Source organism: Polaromonas sp. DSP2-3-2b2 (assembly GCF_049895905.1).
GTDB lineage: Bacteria > Pseudomonadota > Gammaproteobacteria > Burkholderiales > Burkholderiaceae_C > Polaromonas.
Genome location: NZ_JAFCTH010000014.1, coordinates 65,129 through 83,737, shown reverse-complemented (window position 1 = coordinate 83,737; position 18,609 = coordinate 65,129). Strand labels below are relative to the sequence as shown.

Annotated in this window: 12 protein-coding genes, 1 pseudogene and 1 riboswitch; of the genes and pseudogenes, 3 read left to right on the top strand and 10 right to left on the bottom strand. The window is 64.3% G+C overall.

Going from position 1 to position 18,609, the window contains the following annotated elements:
- Window positions 1-2 precede the first annotated feature (2 nt).
- From ACP7AD_RS12875 to ahcY, 5 genes are all read right to left on the bottom strand, one after another.
- Complete coding sequence (locus tag ACP7AD_RS12875; protein WP_426147973.1) at window positions 3-626, bottom strand: GbsR/MarR family transcriptional regulator; 624 nt, start codon at window positions 624-626, stop codon at window positions 3-5.
- Between the two features lie 167 nt (window positions 627-793).
- The gene (locus ACP7AD_RS12870) at window positions 794-1,255 is read right to left on the bottom strand and encodes a septal ring lytic transglycosylase RlpA family protein (protein WP_426147972.1); all 462 of its coding nucleotides are present in this window, start codon (window positions 1,253-1,255) and stop codon (window positions 794-796) included.
- A 245-nt stretch (window positions 1,256-1,500) separates the two neighbouring features.
- The gene (gene metF, locus ACP7AD_RS12865) at window positions 1,501-2,331 is read right to left on the bottom strand and encodes a methylenetetrahydrofolate reductase [NAD(P)H] (protein ID WP_426147971.1); all 831 of its coding nucleotides are present in this window, start codon (window positions 2,329-2,331) and stop codon (window positions 1,501-1,503) included.
- 10 nt (window positions 2,332-2,341) lie between these two features.
- Entirely contained in the window at window positions 2,342-3,394 is a 1,053-nt protein-coding gene (locus ACP7AD_RS12860; RefSeq protein WP_426147970.1) for a TlyA family RNA methyltransferase, read from the bottom strand.
- 163 nt (window positions 3,395-3,557) lie between these two features.
- Window positions 3,558-4,994, bottom strand: coding sequence for an adenosylhomocysteinase (ahcY, locus tag ACP7AD_RS12855; RefSeq protein WP_426147969.1), 1,437 nt, complete (start codon window positions 4,992-4,994; stop codon window positions 3,558-3,560).
- Window positions 4,995-5,094: 100 nt separating this feature from the next.
- Window positions 5,095-5,169, bottom strand: a riboswitch (S-adenosyl-L-homocysteine riboswitch).
- A 73-nt stretch (window positions 5,170-5,242) separates the two neighbouring features.
- Between ahcY and ACP7AD_RS12850 the strand changes: the two are divergent.
- Window positions 5,243-6,064 (top strand): annotated as a pseudogene (locus ACP7AD_RS12850) (HAD-IIB family hydrolase).
- A 4-nt stretch (window positions 6,065-6,068) separates the two neighbouring features.
- Here the strand turns inward: ACP7AD_RS12850 and ACP7AD_RS12845 are convergent.
- A complete protein-coding gene (locus tag ACP7AD_RS12845; RefSeq protein WP_426147968.1) occupies window positions 6,069-7,046 on the bottom strand; it encodes a Bug family tripartite tricarboxylate transporter substrate binding protein in 978 nt (325 codons plus the stop codon).
- 298 nt (window positions 7,047-7,344) lie between these two features.
- On the opposite strand from ACP7AD_RS12845, the gene ACP7AD_RS12840 reads away from it, so the two are divergent.
- A complete protein-coding gene (locus tag ACP7AD_RS12840) occupies window positions 7,345-7,752 on the top strand; it encodes a hypothetical protein (RefSeq protein WP_426147967.1) in 408 nt (135 codons plus the stop codon).
- Complete coding sequence (locus tag ACP7AD_RS12835) at window positions 7,749-8,756, top strand: CapA family protein (protein WP_426147966.1); 1,008 nt, start codon at window positions 7,749-7,751, stop codon at window positions 8,754-8,756. The genes ACP7AD_RS12840 and ACP7AD_RS12835 overlap by 4 nt, the downstream gene beginning before the upstream one ends.
- Window positions 8,757-8,939: 183 nt before the next feature.
- On the opposite strand, the gene uvrA is transcribed toward ACP7AD_RS12835, so the two are convergent.
- From uvrA to ACP7AD_RS12815, 4 genes are all read right to left on the bottom strand, one after another.
- Window positions 8,940-15,104, bottom strand: coding sequence for an excinuclease ABC subunit UvrA (gene uvrA, locus ACP7AD_RS12830; protein WP_426147965.1), 6,165 nt, complete (start codon window positions 15,102-15,104; stop codon window positions 8,940-8,942).
- Between the two features lie 161 nt (window positions 15,105-15,265).
- Complete coding sequence (locus ACP7AD_RS12825; RefSeq protein WP_426147964.1) at window positions 15,266-15,769, bottom strand: hypothetical protein; 504 nt, start codon at window positions 15,767-15,769, stop codon at window positions 15,266-15,268.
- A gap of 300 nt (window positions 15,770-16,069) precedes the next feature.
- Window positions 16,070-17,731: an MFS transporter gene (locus ACP7AD_RS12820; protein WP_426147963.1), complete on the bottom strand. Its 1,662-nt coding sequence runs from the start codon at window positions 17,729-17,731 to the stop codon at window positions 16,070-16,072.
- Window positions 17,732-17,911: 180 nt separating this feature from the next.
- Window positions 17,912-18,562, bottom strand: a complete 651-nt coding sequence (locus tag ACP7AD_RS12815; protein ID WP_426147962.1) for a 2-hydroxychromene-2-carboxylate isomerase — start codon at window positions 18,560-18,562, stop codon at window positions 17,912-17,914.
- Window positions 18,563-18,609: the final 47 nt, after the last annotated feature.

The following is an 18,609-nucleotide window of genomic DNA, read 5'->3' as shown; positions in this document are numbered from 1 at the left end:
GGTCAACTCCTGTCGTTGTCTGCCAGCGCGGCGGCTGGCAATGCGGCCGGGGCCGGCGAAGCCAGCCCTTTGAAACCGGCCTTTACCGTGCTGGCGACCTTGTCCTTGGCCTCCAGCAGTTTTTGCACCTTGGCGCCCATCTTCATCAGGCTAGCCAGCGTGGCCGAGTCCATCTTTTGCACGTCGGCCAGCCAGCTGGTCATGAGTTCGATCAGGTCGTGCATCTGCCGCATGCGCGCCTGGGCATGGGTGTCGTCGGCGCCGCTGGGCTGCTCCATCAGCGCATCGCGCAGCATCGACAGCGTCGGGTCAATCTCGCGCTTGCGCCGCTCCTCGGCCAGCGTGCGGAAAATCGCCCACACGTCTTCGGGCGCCTGGAAGTATTCGCGCCGGTCGCCCGGCAGGTGCTGCAGCCGCACCAGGTTCCACGACTGCAGTTCCTTCAGGCCCATGCTGACGTTGGAGCGGGAAAAGGCCAAAGCGTCGCCGATGTCGTCGGCGTTTAGCGCCCGGGGCGAGACATAAAGCAGGGCATAAATCTGCCCCACGGTGCGGTTGATGCCCCAGCGGCTGCCCATCTCGCCAAAATGCAGGACAAAACGCTGGGTCAGGGGGGCAAGGTTCATGGTGCGCAATCTACTGAAGTTTCAGGAATTACTGAAATTCTAGTAAACACGCAAACGACATGTTGGCGGTTTTTTTTTGCCCTTTCAGGCAAAGGGGCAAGCTGGCAAGGCTGCCCATGCTTAGCGCCATCCATGCGGTGGCTGGCGGCCATCGGACGGCCGAAATCCTAGTGTCGGTACGGGTCCGCAGGCTTGGCCGCCGTGCGGCGCAATGGTTTTTTGCGGGAACGGGACGGCTGTTGCGTGTCGCCCAGGCTGTCAGCCACGTTCAGCGACACCTCGGCGACGCCAGCGCCCATCAGCCCCAGCGCCTCGGCGGCGGCCTGGCTCACGTCAATCACCCGGCCCGGGGCAAACGGCCCACGGTCGTTGATGCGCACATCGACCTCGCGCCCTAGCTTCAGGCTGCGCACCCGGACGATGGTGCCGAAAGGCAGCGTCTTGTGCGCCGCCGTCAGCGCGTATTTGTCGTAGTTCTCGCCGCTGGCGGTGCGCCGGCCATGGAACTGCCCGCCGTACCACGATGCATGGCCGCGCTCCAGTTCGCGGGCGGCCTCGCCGGTCAGCTGGTATTTTTCATCAACGGGTGCATCGGCCGGCACCAAGGCTTGCGCTTCGACCGCAGGCACGGGGGACTCGATTTTCCTGCGCAGACGCCTGGCAATGAAATCCGCCAGGCGTGACGGCGGTTGCGTATCAAGGGCAGGGGCCGATGGAGGCACTGCCAGGGTCGATTGCGCTGGTGCTGGAGAAGCTAAAACCAGTGCCGGATCAGACGGCGCTGGCGGCGTGGCGCAGCCTGCCAGCAGCCCGAAAAGGCCAGCCGCAAGCCAGCGCGAGAGCCCGCCCCGGGCAGCAACAAGCAGCCCCGCCATCAGGCCGGATTCAACCGGCGAATGATCTCGGACGTCGCTGCCGCCTGGTTCATCGTGTAAAAGTGGATGCCCGGCGCGCCGGCCATGCTCAACTGGTCGCACAGGTCGGTGATCACGTCCAGGCCAAAGCTCCTGATCGATGCCGTGTCGTCGCCAAAGCCCTGCAGGCGCAAGCGAATCCAGCGCGGAATCTCGGCGCCGCAAGCATCGGAAAAACGCATCAGCTGGGCCCCACTGGTGATCGGCATGATGCCCGGCACCACCGGAACGTCGGCGCCCAGGTGATAGACGTCATCGACAAAACGAAAATAAGCGTCGGAGTTGAAAAAATACTGGGTGATGGCCGAATTGGCACCAGCCTGAACCTTGGCCGCAAAGGCCTGCAGGTCGGCTTCGGCCGATTTGGCCTGCGGATGAATTTCCGGGTAGGCGGCCACCTCGATGTGAAAGGCGTCGCCGGTCTCATGCCGGATGAAGGCCACCAGATCGCTGGCGTAATGAAACTCGCCGCCCGCGCCGTAGCCGCTGGGCAGGTCGCCGCGCAGGGCCACCAGCCGCTGGACACCCATGGCGCGCAAGGCGGCCAGCTGTTCGCGCACCGTCGCCTTGGTGGCGCCAACGCACGAGAAATGGCTGGCGGCGGCCATGCCTTCGTCAAGAATGGCCTTGACGGTGCTGAAGGTGCCCTCCTGCGTCGAGCCGCCGGCGCCAAAGGTGACCGAGCAGAACTCGGGCTGGTGCGCGTACAGCGCCTGGCGCGTGGCGCGCAGCTTGTCGGCGCCTTCAAGCGTCTTGGGCGGGAAAAATTCAAAACTGACCGGAATGCTCATCACAGGCCTTTTAATCGCTGGTGGAGTTGTCGTCGGATTTTTTGCCGCGCCGCTTGGCCGGACCGTGCTGGCCGGCATGCGCGGCCTCGGCGGCCTCGGAGTCTTCGTGCGGCTCGCGGGAAGCGCGCATTTCGCTGCGCGGAATCCGCTTGGCGGCCTGGCGTTTCGGCGCAGCGGCCAGTGGCTGGTCTTCGCCCTGCACTTCATGGCCTTTCTGGGCATGAATGAAGAATTCGCGGTTGCCGTCACCGCCGGCAATCGGCGAGGCCAGCCAGGCCTTGACCTCCAGCCCCAGGCCGGCGCAGGTGTCGCGCAGCCGCTTTTCGACGAATTCAAAATGCGCCGCGTCGCGCACGATGCCGCCCTTGCCGATCTGGCCGGGCTGCAGTTCGAACTGCGGCTTGACCAGCATCAACAGCTGGCCGTCGGCCTTCAGCAGCCGCACCACGGCGGGCAGCACCAGCGTCAGCGAGATGAAGGACAGGTCGCCGGTCAGGAAGTCAAACACCGGGTTGAAGCCGTCGCCGTTTTCGTCTTCACCGTCGTCGCCTTCATCCTCGTCGTCAAAATCCTCGAAATCGTCTTCGCTGCCGCTGCTGATGTGCAGCGCGCGCCGATAATGCGACGCCAGTTCCCCGGCCGTCAGCGAACGCGCGTTCACGCCCTCGATGCAGACCACGCGTTCGTCGCTGCGCAGGCTGTCGTGCAGCTGGCCATGGCCGACATCGACGCCCACGACCTGCGCGGCGCCGTGCTGCAGCAGGCAGTCGGTAAAGCCGCCGGTGGACTGGCCGATGTCCAGGCAGCGCAGGCCGGCCACGTCCAGGCCGGTGGCGTCAAGCGCGCCTTCTAGCTTGAGGCCGCCGCGCGAAATGTATTTCGCTTCGGTGGTGTCGAGCAGCTGCAGCTCGGCATTGGCGGGAATCTCGTCGCCGTTCTTGGCGATTTTTTTCCACGCCACCGCCTCGTCCACGCGCCAGTGCACGCCCGAGGCGATCAGGCGCTGGGCCTGGGAACGGGTGGTGGCATGGCCATGTTCGACAAGAAATAGATCAGCGCGCATAAGTCAATGGAGTTCTGTTGGTTTTCACTCCCTCCCCCACTGGGGGAAGGGTTGGGATGGGGGCCGGGTTCAGGCACACGGTTGATTTGCGGCACAAAAGCCAGCGAAGCGGGGAGGCCCCCATCCCTGCCTTCCCCTAAAAGGGGAAGGAGCAAGGCAAAACTCAATACCGATAGGTATCGGCCTTGTAAGGACCGGCTTTGGACACGCCAATATACGCGGCCTGCTCGTCGCTCAACTCGCTCAGCATCGCGCCGACCTTTTTCAGGTGCAGGCGCGCGACTTTTTCGTCGAGGTGCTTGGGCAGCACATAGACCTTGCCGGCGTCGTATTCGGCCTGCTTGGTGAACAGCTCGATCTGGGCAATCGTCTGGTTGGCAAAGCTTGACGACATGACAAAGCTGGGGTGGCCGGTGCCGCAGCCCAGGTTCACCAGCCGGCCCTTGGCCAGCAAGATGATGCGCTTGCCGTCGGGGAAGATCACATGGTCCACCTGCGGCTTGATTTCTTCCCAGGTGCAATTTTCCAGCGACGCGACATCAATCTCGTTGTCGAAGTGGCCGATGTTGCAAACGATAGCCTGGTCTTTCATGGCCGCCATGTGCGCGTAGGTAATGACGTTCTTGTTGCCGGTGGCGGACACGAAGATGTCGCACTTGTCGGCGGCGTACTCCATGGTCACGACCTTGTAGCCTTCCATCGCGGCCTGCAGCGCGTTGATCGGGTCGATCTCGGTGACCCAGACCTGGGCCGAGAGGGCGCGCAGCGCTTGGGCCGAGCCCTTGCCGACGTCGCCATAGCCGGCGACCACGCAGACCTTGCCGGCAATCATCACGTCGGTGGCGCGCTTGATGGCGTCGACCAGCGACTCGCGGCAGCCGTAGAGGTTGTCGAACTTGCTCTTGGTCACCGAGTCGTTGACGTTGATGGCGCGAAACGCCAGCGTGCCCTTGACCGACATTTCATTCAGGCGCAGCACGCCGGTGGTGGTTTCTTCCGTCACACCGATGATGTTGGCCAGGCGCCGGCTGTACCAGGTCGGGTCTTGCGCCAGCTTGGCCTTGATGGCGGTGAACAGGCAGGTTTCCTCTTCGCTGCCGGGGTTTTCGAGCAGGCTGGCATCGGTTTCAGCCTGGGTGCCCAGGTGCATCAGGAGCGTCGCGTCGCCGCCGTCGTCCAGGATCATGTTCGGACCTTCCTCGGGCGTGCCTTTGGCGCCGGTGAACTCGAAAATGCGGTGCGTGTAGTCCCAGTAGTCGGCCAGCGTTTCGCCCTTGATGGCGAACACCGGCGTGCCTTCGGCGGCAATCGCGGCGGCGGCATGGTCTTGCGTCGAGAAAATGTTGCACGACGCCCAGCGCACCTGAGCGCCCAGTGCCTGCAGCGTCTCGATCAGCACGCCGGTCTGGATGGTCATGTGCAGCGAGCCGGTGATGCGCGCGCCCTTGAGGGGCTGGGCAGCGGCGAATTCCTGGCGCATCGCCATCAGGCCGGGCATTTCGGTCTCGGCAATCTTCAGCTCCTTGCGGCCCCAGGCGGCCAGCGTCAGGTCGGCAATGATGTGGTCGGTGTTCAGCATGGTCTTCAAAACGGCGTTCATTGGGGAATCTCCAAAATCAGGATCAAGCGGGCAAAATGGCCACGACCGCAGGGACTGTGAAGGGAAGTGTGGAATTCACTCACCCGGCGTCAAAAGCGCCTGCGGGTGAGCGTGGTTGCAAGAAAAAGTCCTGAGCCTAGACCACATGCCGTGGGTTGCAACGCTCCTCAGGAGAGCAGCATTGTACAGAACACACCCAAAGACAGTTCTGGCAAAAACCCCTTTCAGGGGTATGCGAAAATTTTCCGATGCAAGCTTTTGAAGACTGGCCCCTGGCCGCGCGCCGCCGAGTCGGCGGCATCCTGACCGACATCGACGACACCCTGACCACCGAAGGCGCCATCACGCAAGATGCGCTGGCAGCTCTCGCCGCCCTGAAAGCGGCCGGCCTGGACCTTATCGCCATCACCGGCCGGCCGGTGGGCTGGAGCGAGCCGTTTGCGCGGAAATGACCCGTCAATGCCATCGTGGCGGAAAACGGCGCCGTGGCGCTGATCTCAAGCGAAAAAGGCTTTTCACGCATATCCGGCGGGCATATGCAGCTATCAAAACAATACTAGCTCGACGCCCAGGCCCGCGCCTGCAACATGGCGCGCATGCAAGCCGTGCTGGCGCGCATCGAGCGCGAACTGCCGGGCGCGCGCCGCGCCACCGACTCGCCCGGGCGTGAAACCGACATCGCCATCGACCACAGCGAGTTCGCGCACCTCAGCCCCGCACAAATTGCGGACGTGGTGCGCATCCTGCGCAGCGAAGGCATGAACGCCACCGTCAGCTCGATCCACATCAACGGCTGGTTCGGCAGCCACAACAAGCTGCAGGGCGCGCGCTGGATCGTTCGCGAACTTTTCGGCCGCAACCTCGACGCCGAAATGGACCGCTGGCTTTTCGTCGGCGACTCGACCAACGACCAGCTGATGTTCGAGGCCTTCGGCAACAGCATCGGCGTGGCCAATGTGCGGCGCTTTGAAGCGCAGCTGAGCCACCTGCCGCGCTACATCACCCGGGGCGAGCGCGGCGCGGGCTTTGCCGAAGTGGCGGCCGCCGTGCTGGCAGCGCGCGCCGGCTGACGCGTCAGGACGGCTTGCCCAGCCCGAGCTTTTCGACCAGCGCTTTTTCCTTGAGAAAAGTTTCCTGGGCGAACTTGCTGTAGTCGGCCGTGCCCATGTAGTTGGGCAGCATGTCGTAGCGGCTAAGGGCGCTCACGTAGCTCGGTTCTTCCATGGCTTTCTTGAACGCGTCGTGCAGCCGCTTGACCACTTCAAGCGGCGTACCCTTGGGCGCGCCGATGCCGAAGGGCGAGTTCTGCACGATGTCGTAGCCCAGTTCCTTGAGCGTCGGCGCGTCGGGAAACTTGTCCAGACGCTTGTCGCCCCAGGTGTTGAGCACGCGCAGCTTGCCGGCCGCCACCTGCGGCGCAAAGCCGGTGCTGTCGGACGCCGCCATGAGCTGGCCGCTGACCACCGCCAGCATCAGGTCGGCGCTGCCCTTGTAGGGAATGTGCTGCAGTTCGATGCCGGCCTTTTGCGCGATCAGTTCGGTGGTCAGGTGCGGGCTGGTCAGCGTGCCGGTCGAGCCGTAGGTCAGGCGGCCGGGATTGGCCTTGGCATAGGCAACAAAGTCGGCCCAGGTCTTGAACGGCGAGTCAGCCGGCACGACGATGCCGAAGGCGTAGCCGGTCACGTTGAGCACGTAGCTGATGTCCTTGACCGGGTCCCAGTTGATCTTGGTGGTGTACGGCAGGCGGAACACGCCCAGCGGAATCTGCGCCAGCGTGTAGCCGTCAGGCTGCGAGGTCTGCAACTGCTGCGCCGGCAGCGTGCCGCCCGCGCCGGGCTTGTTGTCGATGATGATCGGCTGGCCGAGGATTTTCGACGCGTTGTCGGCTAGAGCGCGCATGGTGATGTCGGTCGGCCCGCCCGCCGGAAAAGCCACGATGAGCTTGATCGGGCGGGCCGGAAAGCCCTGGGCCTGGGCGAAGGCGGCGCCCAGCGAACCCAGCGCGGGAACGGCCAGAGCGGCGGCGGACTGGAGCAGTTGGCGGCGTTGCATAAAAGCGTCTCCTGAAAGGTCTGGCGGTTGGCAAAACGCCATGATGTGCCGCCCCGCCCCCCGGCCACATCAGGGCAACACCTGAAGGGCTGTCGCCATGGCGTCAGCCGGTTTTCCAAGCCTTTCAGCGGTCTTGCGCAATCTCTCAGGGCGCCTTCAGCCATGTATTTCATGGCGTAAATGCCGTTTACGCACGCTGCCATTGCACAAGCAGCTATTATAAAAATAGCATAAAAACACTGGCTGACAAACTTGCGGACTGATTGCCAGCGCAGTGGCAGCGCGCAAAATACCCGCCATGGATTACCCACGCCTCACTGCTTTTGCCCTGGCCGGACTGGCCACGCTCTTGCACCCTGCGCTTGCCGCACCGCTGCTGCGCTGCAGCGTGACCTATGCGGGCGCCACCCAGGTGGTAGAGGCCGTGCCGGTGAGCGATCCTTATCCGGTGCCCTCCGTGGACATAGCCGGGCGTTTTCGCTTCAAGGCGGTGATGGTCGGCAGCGATGCGCGGATTGACCGCGTCGTGCTGTACGCCTACCTCGATGCCGGCGCCCAGCCGGTGCTGGTGCAGCAGGCCAAGTTCCTGCCGCCCTTTGCGGCCTCGGCCGCGCCCTACCCGCTCACCGGCGAGCAGCGCCTGTACGCCGGCCCGGCGGAGCGCGAGCTGATCTACAGCTGCACGCTCGAAGGCGTCCAGCCATGAAGGCCGGTTTTTTCCGCTTTTGGATGTGCGCGTGGTGCCTGGCCTGGTGTCCGCTGGCGTTTACCGCCCAAGAGCCGGGTAAGGCGGGCGAGGCGGGAGAGGTCAGCCTGGTGTTTGCCGGCGACATCGTGCTCGACGACACGGCCGGCGCCATGATAGCGCGCGGAGAAGACCCGTTCTCTGGCCTGGCGGGCGTCTTCGCCAGCGCCGATATCCGCCTGGGCAACCTCGAATGCGTGATTGCCACCACCGGCTCGGCGGGCGACAAGAACTACACCTTTCGCGCGCATCCGCGCAGCCTGCCAGTGCTCAAGCGGCATTTTGACGCGGTCGCGCTGGCCAACAACCATTCCGGCGATTACGGCCGCGAGGCGTTTGCGCAAATGCTCGGACTGCTCAAGCAAGCCGGCCTGGCGCAGTTCGGCGGCGGGCATGACCTGGCCGAGGCCCACACCCCGCTCATCATCGAGCGCAAGGGCCTGCGCATTGCGCTGCTCGGCTACAGCGAGTTCATGCCGCGCAGCTTCGAGGCCGACTACAACGCGCCCGGCATTGCCTGGAGCGAGGACGAGCAGGTCGTGGACGACATCCGCAAGGCGCGCGCCGTGTACCAAGCCGACCTGGTGATTCCGGTGATGCACTGGGGCTGGGAAAACGAGCCGGTCTCGAACGCCCGGCAGCGCCAGCTGGCCCGGCTGATGATTGACGCCGGCGCCGATGCGGTGATTGGCGGGCACCCGCACGTCACCCAGGACATTGCCCATTACCAGGGCAAGCCCATCATTTACAGCGTCGGCAATTTCGTGATGAAGGAAACCGACAACCCCAGCCAGCGGCGCGGCTGGCTGCTGCGGCTGCAGCTGGACGGCCAAGGCGTGAAAAGCTTTGACACCGTCGATGTGCAACTCGACCTGGAGGGCATTCCGCAGCGCAATCGCGAGGCGGCCAGCCCGTGCTGGCGCCGGGGGGACGCCGACGTGGGCTGGTGCCGCCCGGCGGACTGAGCAGGACTGCCCGGCCAACGCCGCCAATGGGCGAAGATTTCAAGCCAAACCGACCTCTTGCGCTTTATCCACCAGCGCATACAGCTATTATTTAATAGCAAATACCGCTGTTGGCGCAGGAAAAAGCCGAAGCCGGGGAGCCCTCACCCCTGCCCTCTCCCAAAGGGAGAGAGAGCCAAAAAATCAGCGCTGGCGCGCCAGGACGGGCGCCAGCGCCTTGCCGGTCGGCGTTCCGAGCGCCACCACCGCTTCGGGCGGGGCGGACGCCACGACCATGCCGCCCGCATTGCCGCCGTCCGGCCCCAGGTCGATCACCCAGTCGGCCTCGGCAATCACGTCGAGGTCGTGCTCGATGACGATCACGCTGTGGCCGCCGTTGACCAGCCGGTGCAGCACATGGATCAGCTTTTCAACGTCGGCCATGTGCAGGCCGACGGTCGGCTCGTCAAGCACATACAGCGTGTGCGGCGCCTTCTGGCCGCGCCGGGTGATGTCGTCGCGCACCTTGCTCAGTTCGGTCACCAGCTTGATGCGCTGCGCCTCGCCGCCCGACAGCGTCGGCGACGGCTGGCCGAGCGTGAGGTAGCCCAGGCCCACGTCTTTCAGCAGTTGCAGCGGATGGCCGATGGCGGGCATCGACGCGAAGAAGTCCACGGCTTCATCGACTTCCATCTTCAGCACGTCGCCGATACTTTTCCCCCGCCAGGTGACGGCCAGCGTCTCGGGGTTGAAGCGCGCGCCGTGGCAGGTTTCGCACAGCACCTTCACATCGGGCAGAAAGCTCATGCCGATGGTGCGCACTCCCGCGCCTTCGCAGGTCGGGCAGCGGCCTTCGCCGGTGTTGAAGGAAAAGCGCCCTGCTGCGTAGCCGCGTGCGCGGGCTTCGAGCGTGTCGGCGAACAGCTTGCGCACCGTGTCCCAGAAGCCGATGTAGGTCGCCGGGCAGGAGCGCGGGGTCTTGCCGATGGGCGTCTGGTCGACTTCGAGCACGCGGTCCACGACGCGGTAGCCTTCGATGCGTTCGCAGCCGGCCCAGGCCGCGTGCTGGCCGATGTCATCGGCGTCGCGTCCGGCCCGGGTCGAGCGCTGCGTGACGCTGGCGTGGACGCTGGCCAGCAGCACGTCGCGCGCCAGCGTCGATTTGCCCGAGCCCGAGACGCCGGTGACGGCGACGAGGCGGTAGAGCGGGACCTCGACCGAGACGTTTTTGAGGTTGTGCAGGGACGCATTGACGACGCTGAGCCAGGAGGTGTACGGGCTGGCGGCGGCCGGGGCGGCGTTGTGCAGGGCGCTGGCCTGGGCGGCTGCGGCTTTGAGGGCCTGGGCTTTTTGGGCGGCTTGTTTGGCTTTGCTCAGGGGTTTGGCGGCGGGCGCGCCCAGGGCCGCTGAATCGGAAATCGGGGAGCCCCTACCCCCGCCCTCCCCCAGAGGAGGAGGGAGCAAGTCAGAAGAAGCAGCCGGGAAGTCCGCATCACTCCCTCCCCCGCTGGGGGAGGGTTGGGGTGGGGGCAGCTTCGTCACACGCCGCGCATGCAAAGGATGAATCAACGGGTTGGCCAGATAACGCCCGGTCAGCGATTCCGGCACGCTAGAGAGCTGCGCCGCCGTGCCCTGCGCCACCAGCCGGCCGCCGCGCTTGCCGGCGCCGGGGCCGATGTCGATGATGTTGTCGGCGCGGCGGATCGTGTCCTCGTCATGCTCGACCACGACCAGCGTGTTGCCGCGTTCGCTGAGCTTGCTTAAAGCGCCCAGCAATATCTGGTTGTCGCGCGGATGCAGGCCGATGGTCGGCTCATCGAGCACGTAGCACACGCCCTGCAAGTTGGAGCCGAGTTGCGCCGCCAGCCGGATGCGCTGCGCCTCGCCGCCCGACAGCGTGGGCGCGCCCCGGTCGAGTGTGAGGTAGCCCAGGCCCACGTCTTCGAGGAATTCGAGCCGGCTCTTGATCTCGGGAATCAGGTCTCTGGCAATGCCGGCTTCACGCCCGGTCAGCGCCAGCGTGTCCACCCAGGCGCGGATGGCGGTGACGCTCAGGCGGGCGATGGCGGTGATGGGCCAGCCCCGGCCCGTACCATCGTCCAGCAACGCCAATTCCTGCTCAAAATAGGCTTTTCCGCTTGATGCACGGGCGTCATTAGCTATCAATTTTGAAAAACCGGCGCCAAAGCGCACCGCCCGCGCCGTGGCATTGAGCCGCGTTCCCTGGCAGCCGGGGCAGACCGTGTCCAGCACGTCGTCGGTTTCGGGCTCGCCGAAGGTCTGCTCGCGGCCCTTGTTGTCGTCGGTGCCGAGCACCGAATCGTCGAAGGCCTGGCGCTGGTCCTTGGTCAGCTTGACGCCGGTGCCGACGCAGTCCGGGCACCAGCCGTGCTTGCTGTTGTAGCTGAACAGGCGCGGGTCGAGTTCAGGATACGACGTGGCGCAGACCGGGCAGGCGCGCTTGGTCGAGAAGGCTTCGAGCTTGCCAATCGCCTGGGTGCTGGCGCCGGCCAGCATCGCCTCGTGCAAGCCGTCGAGCGTCGCCAGCACATGCACCACGCCCTTGCCATGCTCCAGCGCGGTCGCCAGCGCCATGCGCAGGGCGGCTTCGTTGTCGGGCGTGACGTGGATGTCGGCAATTGGCAACTCGACCGTGTGCTCCTTGAAGCGGTCGATGCGCGGAAACTTCGTCGTTGGCAGGAATTCGCCATCGACGCGCAAATGCGTGTAGCCGCGCGGCCGCGCCCAGTCGGCCAGCTCGGTGTAGACGCCCTTGCGGTTCATGACCAGGGGGCTAAGCAGGCCGATGTGCTGGCCGCGATAGGTTCTGAGCAACTGCGCGGCGATGGCGTCAAGGCTTTGCGGCATGACCGCCGCGCCGTCTTTGGTGCAATGCTGGATGCCGAGCTTGACGTAGAGCAGGCGCAGAAAGTGCCAGACCTCGGTCGTCGTTCCGACGGTGGACTTGCGCCCGCCGCGCGACAGCCGCTGCTCGATCGCCACGGTCGGCGGAATGCCGTACACCGCATCGACCTCGGGCCGGCCGGCCGGCTGCACGATGCTGCGCGCATAAGCGTTGAGCGACTCCAGGTAGCGGCGCTGGCCTTCGTTGAACAAAATGTCAAAAGCCAGCGTCGATTTGCCCGAGCCGCTGACGCCGGTCACCACATTGAACTTGCCGCGCGGAATGTCGACCGACAGGCTTTTGAGGTTGTTTTCCCTGGCGTTGACGATCTGGATCAGGTTGGACGAAGCGGGCCGGGTCTTCCACGCCCTGGGCCGCTGCTCCTGAACCTGGTGCGTCTGGTTCATGGTCTGCTCGTACTCGCGCAGCGCCAGCGCGGTGTGCGACGTGGGATGCTGGCGAACGATTTCCGGCGGCCCCTCGGCCACCAGCAGGCCGCCGGCTTCGCCGCCTTCTGGGCCCAGGTCAATCAACCAGTCGGCCGAGCGGATCACGTCCAGGTTGTGCTCGATGACGATCAGCGAATGGCCGGCCTCCAGCAGCCGGCGCAGCGCGCGCATCAGCTTGGCGATGTCGTCGAAATGCAGGCCGGTGGTCGGCTCGTCGAACAGGAACAGCGTGCCGCGATGCGGCCGCATCAGCGCCAGCCCCTGCCGGCTCAGGCTGGGCTTGGGCGCCGACTTGCTGGCGCCGGCCAGGAAGCCGGCCAGCTTGAGCCGCTGCGCTTCGCCGCCCGACAGTGTGGGCACGGGCTGGCCGAGCTTGACGTATTCCAGCCCCACATCGACGATGGGCTGCAGCGCGCGCACGACTTCGCGGTCTTGCGCAAACAGTTGCACGGCTTCGCTCACGGTCAGGTCCAGCACATCGGCCACGTTCAGCAGCCGGGACTTGACGTCGCCAATTGCCTTGCGCTCGATGGTGACTTCAAGGATTTCGGGTCGGTAGCGCTTGCCGTCGCAATCGGGGCAACGCAGGTACACGTCGCTCAAAAACTGCATCTCGACATGCTCGAAGCCCGAGCCGCCGCAGGTTGGGCAGCGACCGTCGCCGTTGTTGAAGCTGAATTTCGTCGCGGTGTAGCTGCGCTGCTGCGCCAGCGGCGACTGGGCAAACAAGTCGCGCACGGCATCCCAGGCGCCGACATAGCTGGCCGGATTCGAGCGCGCGGTCTTGCCAATGGGCGACTGGTCGACAAACACCACATCGGTCAGGTGGTCGGCGCCCATCAGCCGGTCGTGCAGCCCCGGCGTTTCGGTTGCCTTGCCGAACTGGCGCAGCAGCGCGGGCGCGAGGATGTCCTGCATCAGCGTCGATTTGCCCGAGCCGCTGACGCCGGTCACGCAGACCAGGCGCTGCAGCGGAAACTCGACCGTCAGATTTTTCAGGTTGTGGTCGCGCGCGCCTTCCAGGATCAGGCGTGGCGTGCTTTCCGTCACCGCGCGCTTCAGGCCCATGCCGACCTGCTTGCGCCCGCCGAGGTAGGCGCCGGTCAGCGTGTCGGCATGCCGGACGTCTTCGGGCGGGCCGTCGAACACGATCTGCCCGCCCCGCTCGCCCGGCCCGGGCCCCATGTCGATCATGCGGTCGGCCGCCAGCATGACCGCCGGGTCATGCTCGACCACGACCAGCGTGTTGCCGGCATCGACCAGCCGGCGCATGGCCTGCGTGATGCGGTTCATGTCGCGCGGATGCAGGCCGATGGACGGCTCATCTAAAACGAACAGCGTGTTGACCAGCGAGGTGCCGAGCGCGGTCGTCAGGTTGATGCGCTGCACCTCGCCGCCCGAGAGCGTGCGGCTCTGGCGGTCCAGCGTGAGGTAGCCGATGCCGACGTCGCACAGGTATTTCAGACGGGTTTGGATTTCCTCGAACAGCGACTTCAGCGCCTTGGCTTCGCCGGATGTTGCTCCTTCCCCCGCTGGGGGAAGGTTGGGATGGGGGCTCGACGCTCCCGCCCCAGGCTGCCCCCACCCCAGCCCTCCCCCAGCGGGGGAGGGAGTGAAGCCGGGGGCGGCGAAGAATGCCTTTAACCTGTCAATCGGCAAGCGCATCAGGTCGTGCAGGCACAGCCCGGGCATCGCTTCTAGCTGCTCGCGCGTCCACTGCACGCCCACGGGCGTGAAGCGCTCGGCCGGCGGCAAGACCGCGTCGGCGGCATCCTTCGTGCCCAGCCGCCACTGCAGCGATTCGAGCTTCAGGCGCGCGCCGCCACAGGTCTCGCAGGTGGTGTAGCTGCGGTACTTGGACAGCAGCACCCGGATGTGCATCTTGTAGGCCTTGCTTTCTAGGTAGGCAAAAAAACGCTTGATGCCGAACCAGTGCTTTTCCCATTTGCCCTTCCAATGCGGCGAGCCGTTGATGACCCAGGCCTGCTGCCCGGCCGTGAGCTTGCGCCAGGGCGTGTCGCGCGGAATGCCTTCGGCTTCGGCATGGCGCATCAAATCGTCCTGCGCTTCCTTCCAGGCCGGCGTCTGCATCACCTTGATGGCGCCGGCACGCAGCGTGAGCTTGTCGTTCGGAATCACCAGCCCGTAGTCGACGCCAATCACGCGGCCAAAGCCCTTGCAGGTCTCGCACGCGCCCATGGCCGAGTTGAAGGAAAACAGCGAAGGCGTGGGTTCCGTGTAGCGCAGGTCGCTCTCGGGGCAATGCAGGCCCGTCGAAAAGCGCCACATTTCCTCGGCAGCACCTTCTTCAATGTTCTGAACATAGACATTCAGGCGGCCGCCGCGCTTCAGGGCGGTTTCAATCGCCTCGATGGCGCGGATCTTTTCAGTCAGGTGCAGGCGAAAACGGTCGGCCACCACGTCGAGCAGCTTGTGCGGGCCGGCCGGGGTGCCGATGTCGCGCTCGGCATGGACGCGGGTGAAGCCGCTGGCCGACAGCCACTGCGCCACTTCATCGGCGCTGGTGTTGCCGGGCAGCTCGACCGGGAAGGTCATCACGATGCGCGGGTCGTTGTCCAGGGTCCGCGCCATCAGTTCGGCATAGATGGATTCGGGCGAATCGTGCCGCACGGGCTGCGCCGTCTGCCGGTCAAACAACTGCGCGGCACGGGCGTAGAGCAGCTTCAGGTGGTCGTTCAGTTCGGTCATGGTGCCGACGGTCGAGCGCGACGAGCGCACCGGATTGGTCTGGTCGATGGCAATCGCCGGCGGCACGCCTTCGACCTTGTCCACCGCCGGCTTGTCCATGCGGTCGAGGAACTGCCGGGCATAGGCCGAGAAGGTCTCGACATAGCGGCGCTGGCCTTCGGCAAACAGCGTGTCGAACACCAAGCTGGATTTGCCCGATCCGCTCGGGCCGGTGACGACCGTCAGTTCATTGGTACGGATGTCCAAGTCGATATTTTTGAGGTTGTGCTGGCGCGCGCCGCGAATGCGGATGGTTCCCTGGGGCATGGGTAGAGGTCTTTCCTGAAAAGGTCGGACATTCTAGGCAGAGCCCCTGCGGATGGCTGGCCCGGGATTGAAAGGCCCTTGATGGCATCTGTCTGGTGCGGGCGTTGGCGGCGGCAGCCGGGGTACTTTTACTGCGTTGTGGCCGCTGGCGAAAAACGGACTCAGTAGTACAGCGCGTTTTCAAGCTCAAGAAACTTTTCAGGCCCCACCGCCTCCCTGATTTTGGGGGCCAGTTCCTTGAGCTTGTCGATGTCGCCCGCCGCCTCAACGGCCAGGTTGAGCCTGAAACCGCGCAAGCCCAGGCGGGCCGTCAGCCGCGTGGCGATGGGATAAGCCTTTGAATAATGGGCCTGGGCGCTGACCGTCGGCAGGCCGTCGGCATTGACGGAAAGCGCGGCCGACGACGGCACGCCTGCTCCAGTTTTGTCTGCATTCGCGCCGGGAACCGACATGGCGGTGGCTCCGGTTACCGGCGCCAGCAGACCCAGGGACTCCAGATGGCTCACATCGTCCGGCGTGACACCCAGCCCGGCCGTCGCCTTCAGGACTTCATGGATCTCGCGTTTTCCATCGAACAGGATGAAGGCCGAGCGCTGGCGTGGCGTCAGCGGGACTGATCGACTTTGCAGGGCGGATTGACCCAACAGCGTTTTTGAATAAATCATCGGCAGGGCTTCCTTCGACTTCCGCCGCCCGGGTGGCTGCGCACAGTCATTGTTGTTTCATTGTTAACAAAGTTTTTACATTTTCAGAAAATTTTTCTGGTTGTCAATGCGCGTTAATCCGGACGAGCTGATGCGGATTTGCTGCCATGACGGTGCGCGGGAAGGCGGCTCAATCCGGCCTCTGTTTTCCACGCAGCCCGCCTGCATGAAACAAAAGGCTCCCGCCATATGACAGGAGCCTTCAGGATTTATGAAAAGCCCGGCTTGCAGCACGCCAGCGGGGGCGGCCGAACCGCTTGCTCAGTCGTTGGCATAAATGTCGACGTCCTTGGTTTCCCTGATAAACAGCGTACCGATCACAAACGTCATGCCCGCGATGATGATCGGATACCACAGGCCGTTGTACATATTGCCGGTTTGCGCCACGATGGCAAACGCCGTGGTCGGCAACAAGCCGCCAAACCAGCCGTTACCGATGTGGTAGGGCAGGCTCATCGATGTGTAGCGGATACGGGTGGGGAACAGTTCGACCAGCATGGCGGCAATCGGGCCATAGACCATGGTCACCAGCAGCACCAGGTAGAACAGGATCAGGGTGACCGTGAACTTGTCCACCTTGGCGGGGTCGGCCTTGCTCGGGTAACCCGCCGTCTTCAAGGCATCGGCCACGGCCTTTTTGAAGTCAACGTCTTTTTTCTTCGCCTCGTCGGCTGACAGGCCCTTGGCCGTGTAGCTGGCGATTTCGGTTGCACCGATCCTGATGATCGCGGGCGCGCCTGCCGCACCGGCGGCATTTTCATAGCTCACCGACGCGCTGGCCAGCACCTGCTTGGCAATGTCGCAGGAACTGGTGAACTTGACGGTGCCGGTCGGATTGAACTGGAACGAGCATTCCGAAGCGTCGGCGGTCACCACCACCTGGTTGGCGGCCTGCGCGGCGGCCAGGTCGGGGTTGGCGGCCTTGGTCAGCGCGGTGAACACCGGAAAGTAGGTCAACGCGGCCAGCAGGCAGCCGGCCATGATGATCGGCTTGCGGCCGATCTTGTCTGACAGCATGCCGAAGACCACAAAGAAGAGCGTCCCCAGAATGAGCGAATAGGCGACCAGAATGTTGGCCGTCGGGCCATCGACCTTGAGCGCCTGCGTCAGGAAAAACAAGGCGTAGAACTGGCCCGAGTACCAGACCACGGCCTGGCCGGCGGTCAGGCCGATCAGCGCCAGAATCACGATTTTCAGGTTTTTCCACTGGCCAAAGGACTCGGACAGCGGGGCTTTGGACGTCTTTCCCTCAGCCTTCATTTTCTGGAAGGCAGGCGATTCGTTCATGGACAGGCGGATGTACACCGACACCGCCAGCAACAAGATCGAAACAAGGAACGGAATGCGCCATCCCCAGTCGGCAAATGCAGCTTCGCCGACGGCGGTTCGCACGCCCAGGATGACCATCAGACTCAGGAACAGGCCCAGCGTCGCCGTGGTCTGAATCCATGAGGTGTAGGCCCCGCGCTTGTGATGGGGTGCATGCTCGGCCACATACACCGCCGCGCCACCGTACTCGCCGCCCAGCGCCAGGCCCTGCAGCATGCGCAGGCCAATCAGGATGACCGGTGCGGCCACACCAATCGACGCATAGTTGGGCAGCAGGCCCACGATGAAGGTGGACAGGCCCATGATGACGATGGTGACCAGGAAGGTGTACTTGCGGCCGACCATGTCCCCCAGGCGGCCAAACAGCAACGCGCCGAAGGGCCGGACGATGAAACCGGCGGCAAAAGCCAGCAGTGCAAAAATGAAGGCCGAGCCGGCGTCGAGTCCGCTGAAGAATTGCCTGGCAATGATGGCCGCCAGCGAGCCGTACAGGTAAAAATCGTACCACTCGAAAACCGTGCCCAGCGAAGAGGCGAAGATCACCTTCTTCTGCTCCGCTGACATCGGCCTGTTGTCGATTGCGGGTGTTGCCATTGTCTTGTCCCCTAATAATTAATGCCTCCGAACTGGAGGCTATAAGTAGTATTTTGGAGACGCCTGTCACAAGTCTGACGTGAAAATAACAGGGCCTTTCAGCAGACTTTCACCAGACTGACAAGTCAAGGGCTAACCCTTGGGCTATTTTTCAGCATGTGAAGCACCTGCGTACAAACCCTAGCGGCGACGCACGACGCCTGAAGAAACCGCGCTGACGCTGTCCCAGTCCGGCCCATCAAACCAGGCGCTGCCCGCTAGGTAACCGCGCAGCATGGGAAGCGCGTCCAGCCCCCAGAAAAGCCTGCCGTCAACGGCGAAGGTGGGCACGCCAAAAACGCCCTGCGCGATGGCGGCGTCAGTGTTTTTTTTCAGCTGCGCCTTGACGGCATCGCTGCCTGGCGACTGCTTGGGCACGAGTTGCATCGCCAGCGCCTCCAGCCGCCGCGCATCGACGGCTTCGGCGCCGCCGCACCAGACATGGCGAAAAATGGTTTCGCAGACATAGCGGTTGGGCGCTTGCGGCGTCGCCTCGGGACTGCAGGCCAGCGCCAGCCGCAGCAGCGGCAGGGGATTGAACGGATGGCTGGCGGGCATCTCCAGGTCAACGCCTCGGCTGTGCGCCAGCCACAGCACCTGGCGGTAAGTCCACTCGCGCTTGGACGCGATCTCGGCCGGTCCCAGCTGGCCATGTTGCTTAAGAAGGCCGGCGAACAGTACCGGCGTATGGCTGACGCTGTAGCTCACGCCCGCCAGGGCCTCGGGCAGGGCTTCAAACGCCAGGTAGGCATAAGGCGAGATGAAGTCGAGATAGAAGGTGATGTGTTTCATGCAGACGCTTGCTTTGATAAATTGCTATGAATTAGATAGCTGCTTAC

Coding starts and splice junctions, on each gene's coding strand:
- ACP7AD_RS12875 (WP_426147973.1), bottom strand. CDS start 626: ATGAACCTTGCCCCCCTGACCCAGCGTTTTGTCCTGCATTTTGGCGAG.
- metF (WP_426147971.1), bottom strand. CDS start 2,331: ATGAGCATTCCGGTCAGTTTTGAATTTTTCCCGCCCAAGACGCTTGAA.
- ACP7AD_RS12860 (WP_426147970.1), bottom strand. CDS start 3,394: ATGCGCGCTGATCTATTTCTTGTCGAACATGGCCATGCCACCACCCGT.
- ahcY (WP_426147969.1), bottom strand. CDS start 4,994: ATGAACGCCGTTTTGAAGACCATGCTGAACACCGACCACATCATTGCC.
- ACP7AD_RS12845 (WP_426147968.1), bottom strand. CDS start 7,046: ATGCAACGCCGCCAACTGCTCCAGTCCGCCGCCGCTCTGGCCGTTCCC.
- ACP7AD_RS12840 (WP_426147967.1), top strand. CDS start 7,345: ATGGATTACCCACGCCTCACTGCTTTTGCCCTGGCCGGACTGGCCACG.
- ACP7AD_RS12835 (WP_426147966.1), top strand. CDS start 7,749: ATGAAGGCCGGTTTTTTCCGCTTTTGGATGTGCGCGTGGTGCCTGGCC.
- uvrA (WP_426147965.1), bottom strand. CDS start 15,104: ATGCCCCAGGGAACCATCCGCATTCGCGGCGCGCGCCAGCACAACCTC.
- ACP7AD_RS12825 (WP_426147964.1), bottom strand. CDS start 15,769: ATGATTTATTCAAAAACGCTGTTGGGTCAATCCGCCCTGCAAAGTCGA.
- ACP7AD_RS12820 (WP_426147963.1), bottom strand. CDS start 17,731: ATGGCAACACCCGCAATCGACAACAGGCCGATGTCAGCGGAGCAGAAG.
- ACP7AD_RS12815 (WP_426147962.1), bottom strand. CDS start 18,562: ATGAAACACATCACCTTCTATCTCGACTTCATCTCGCCTTATGCCTAC.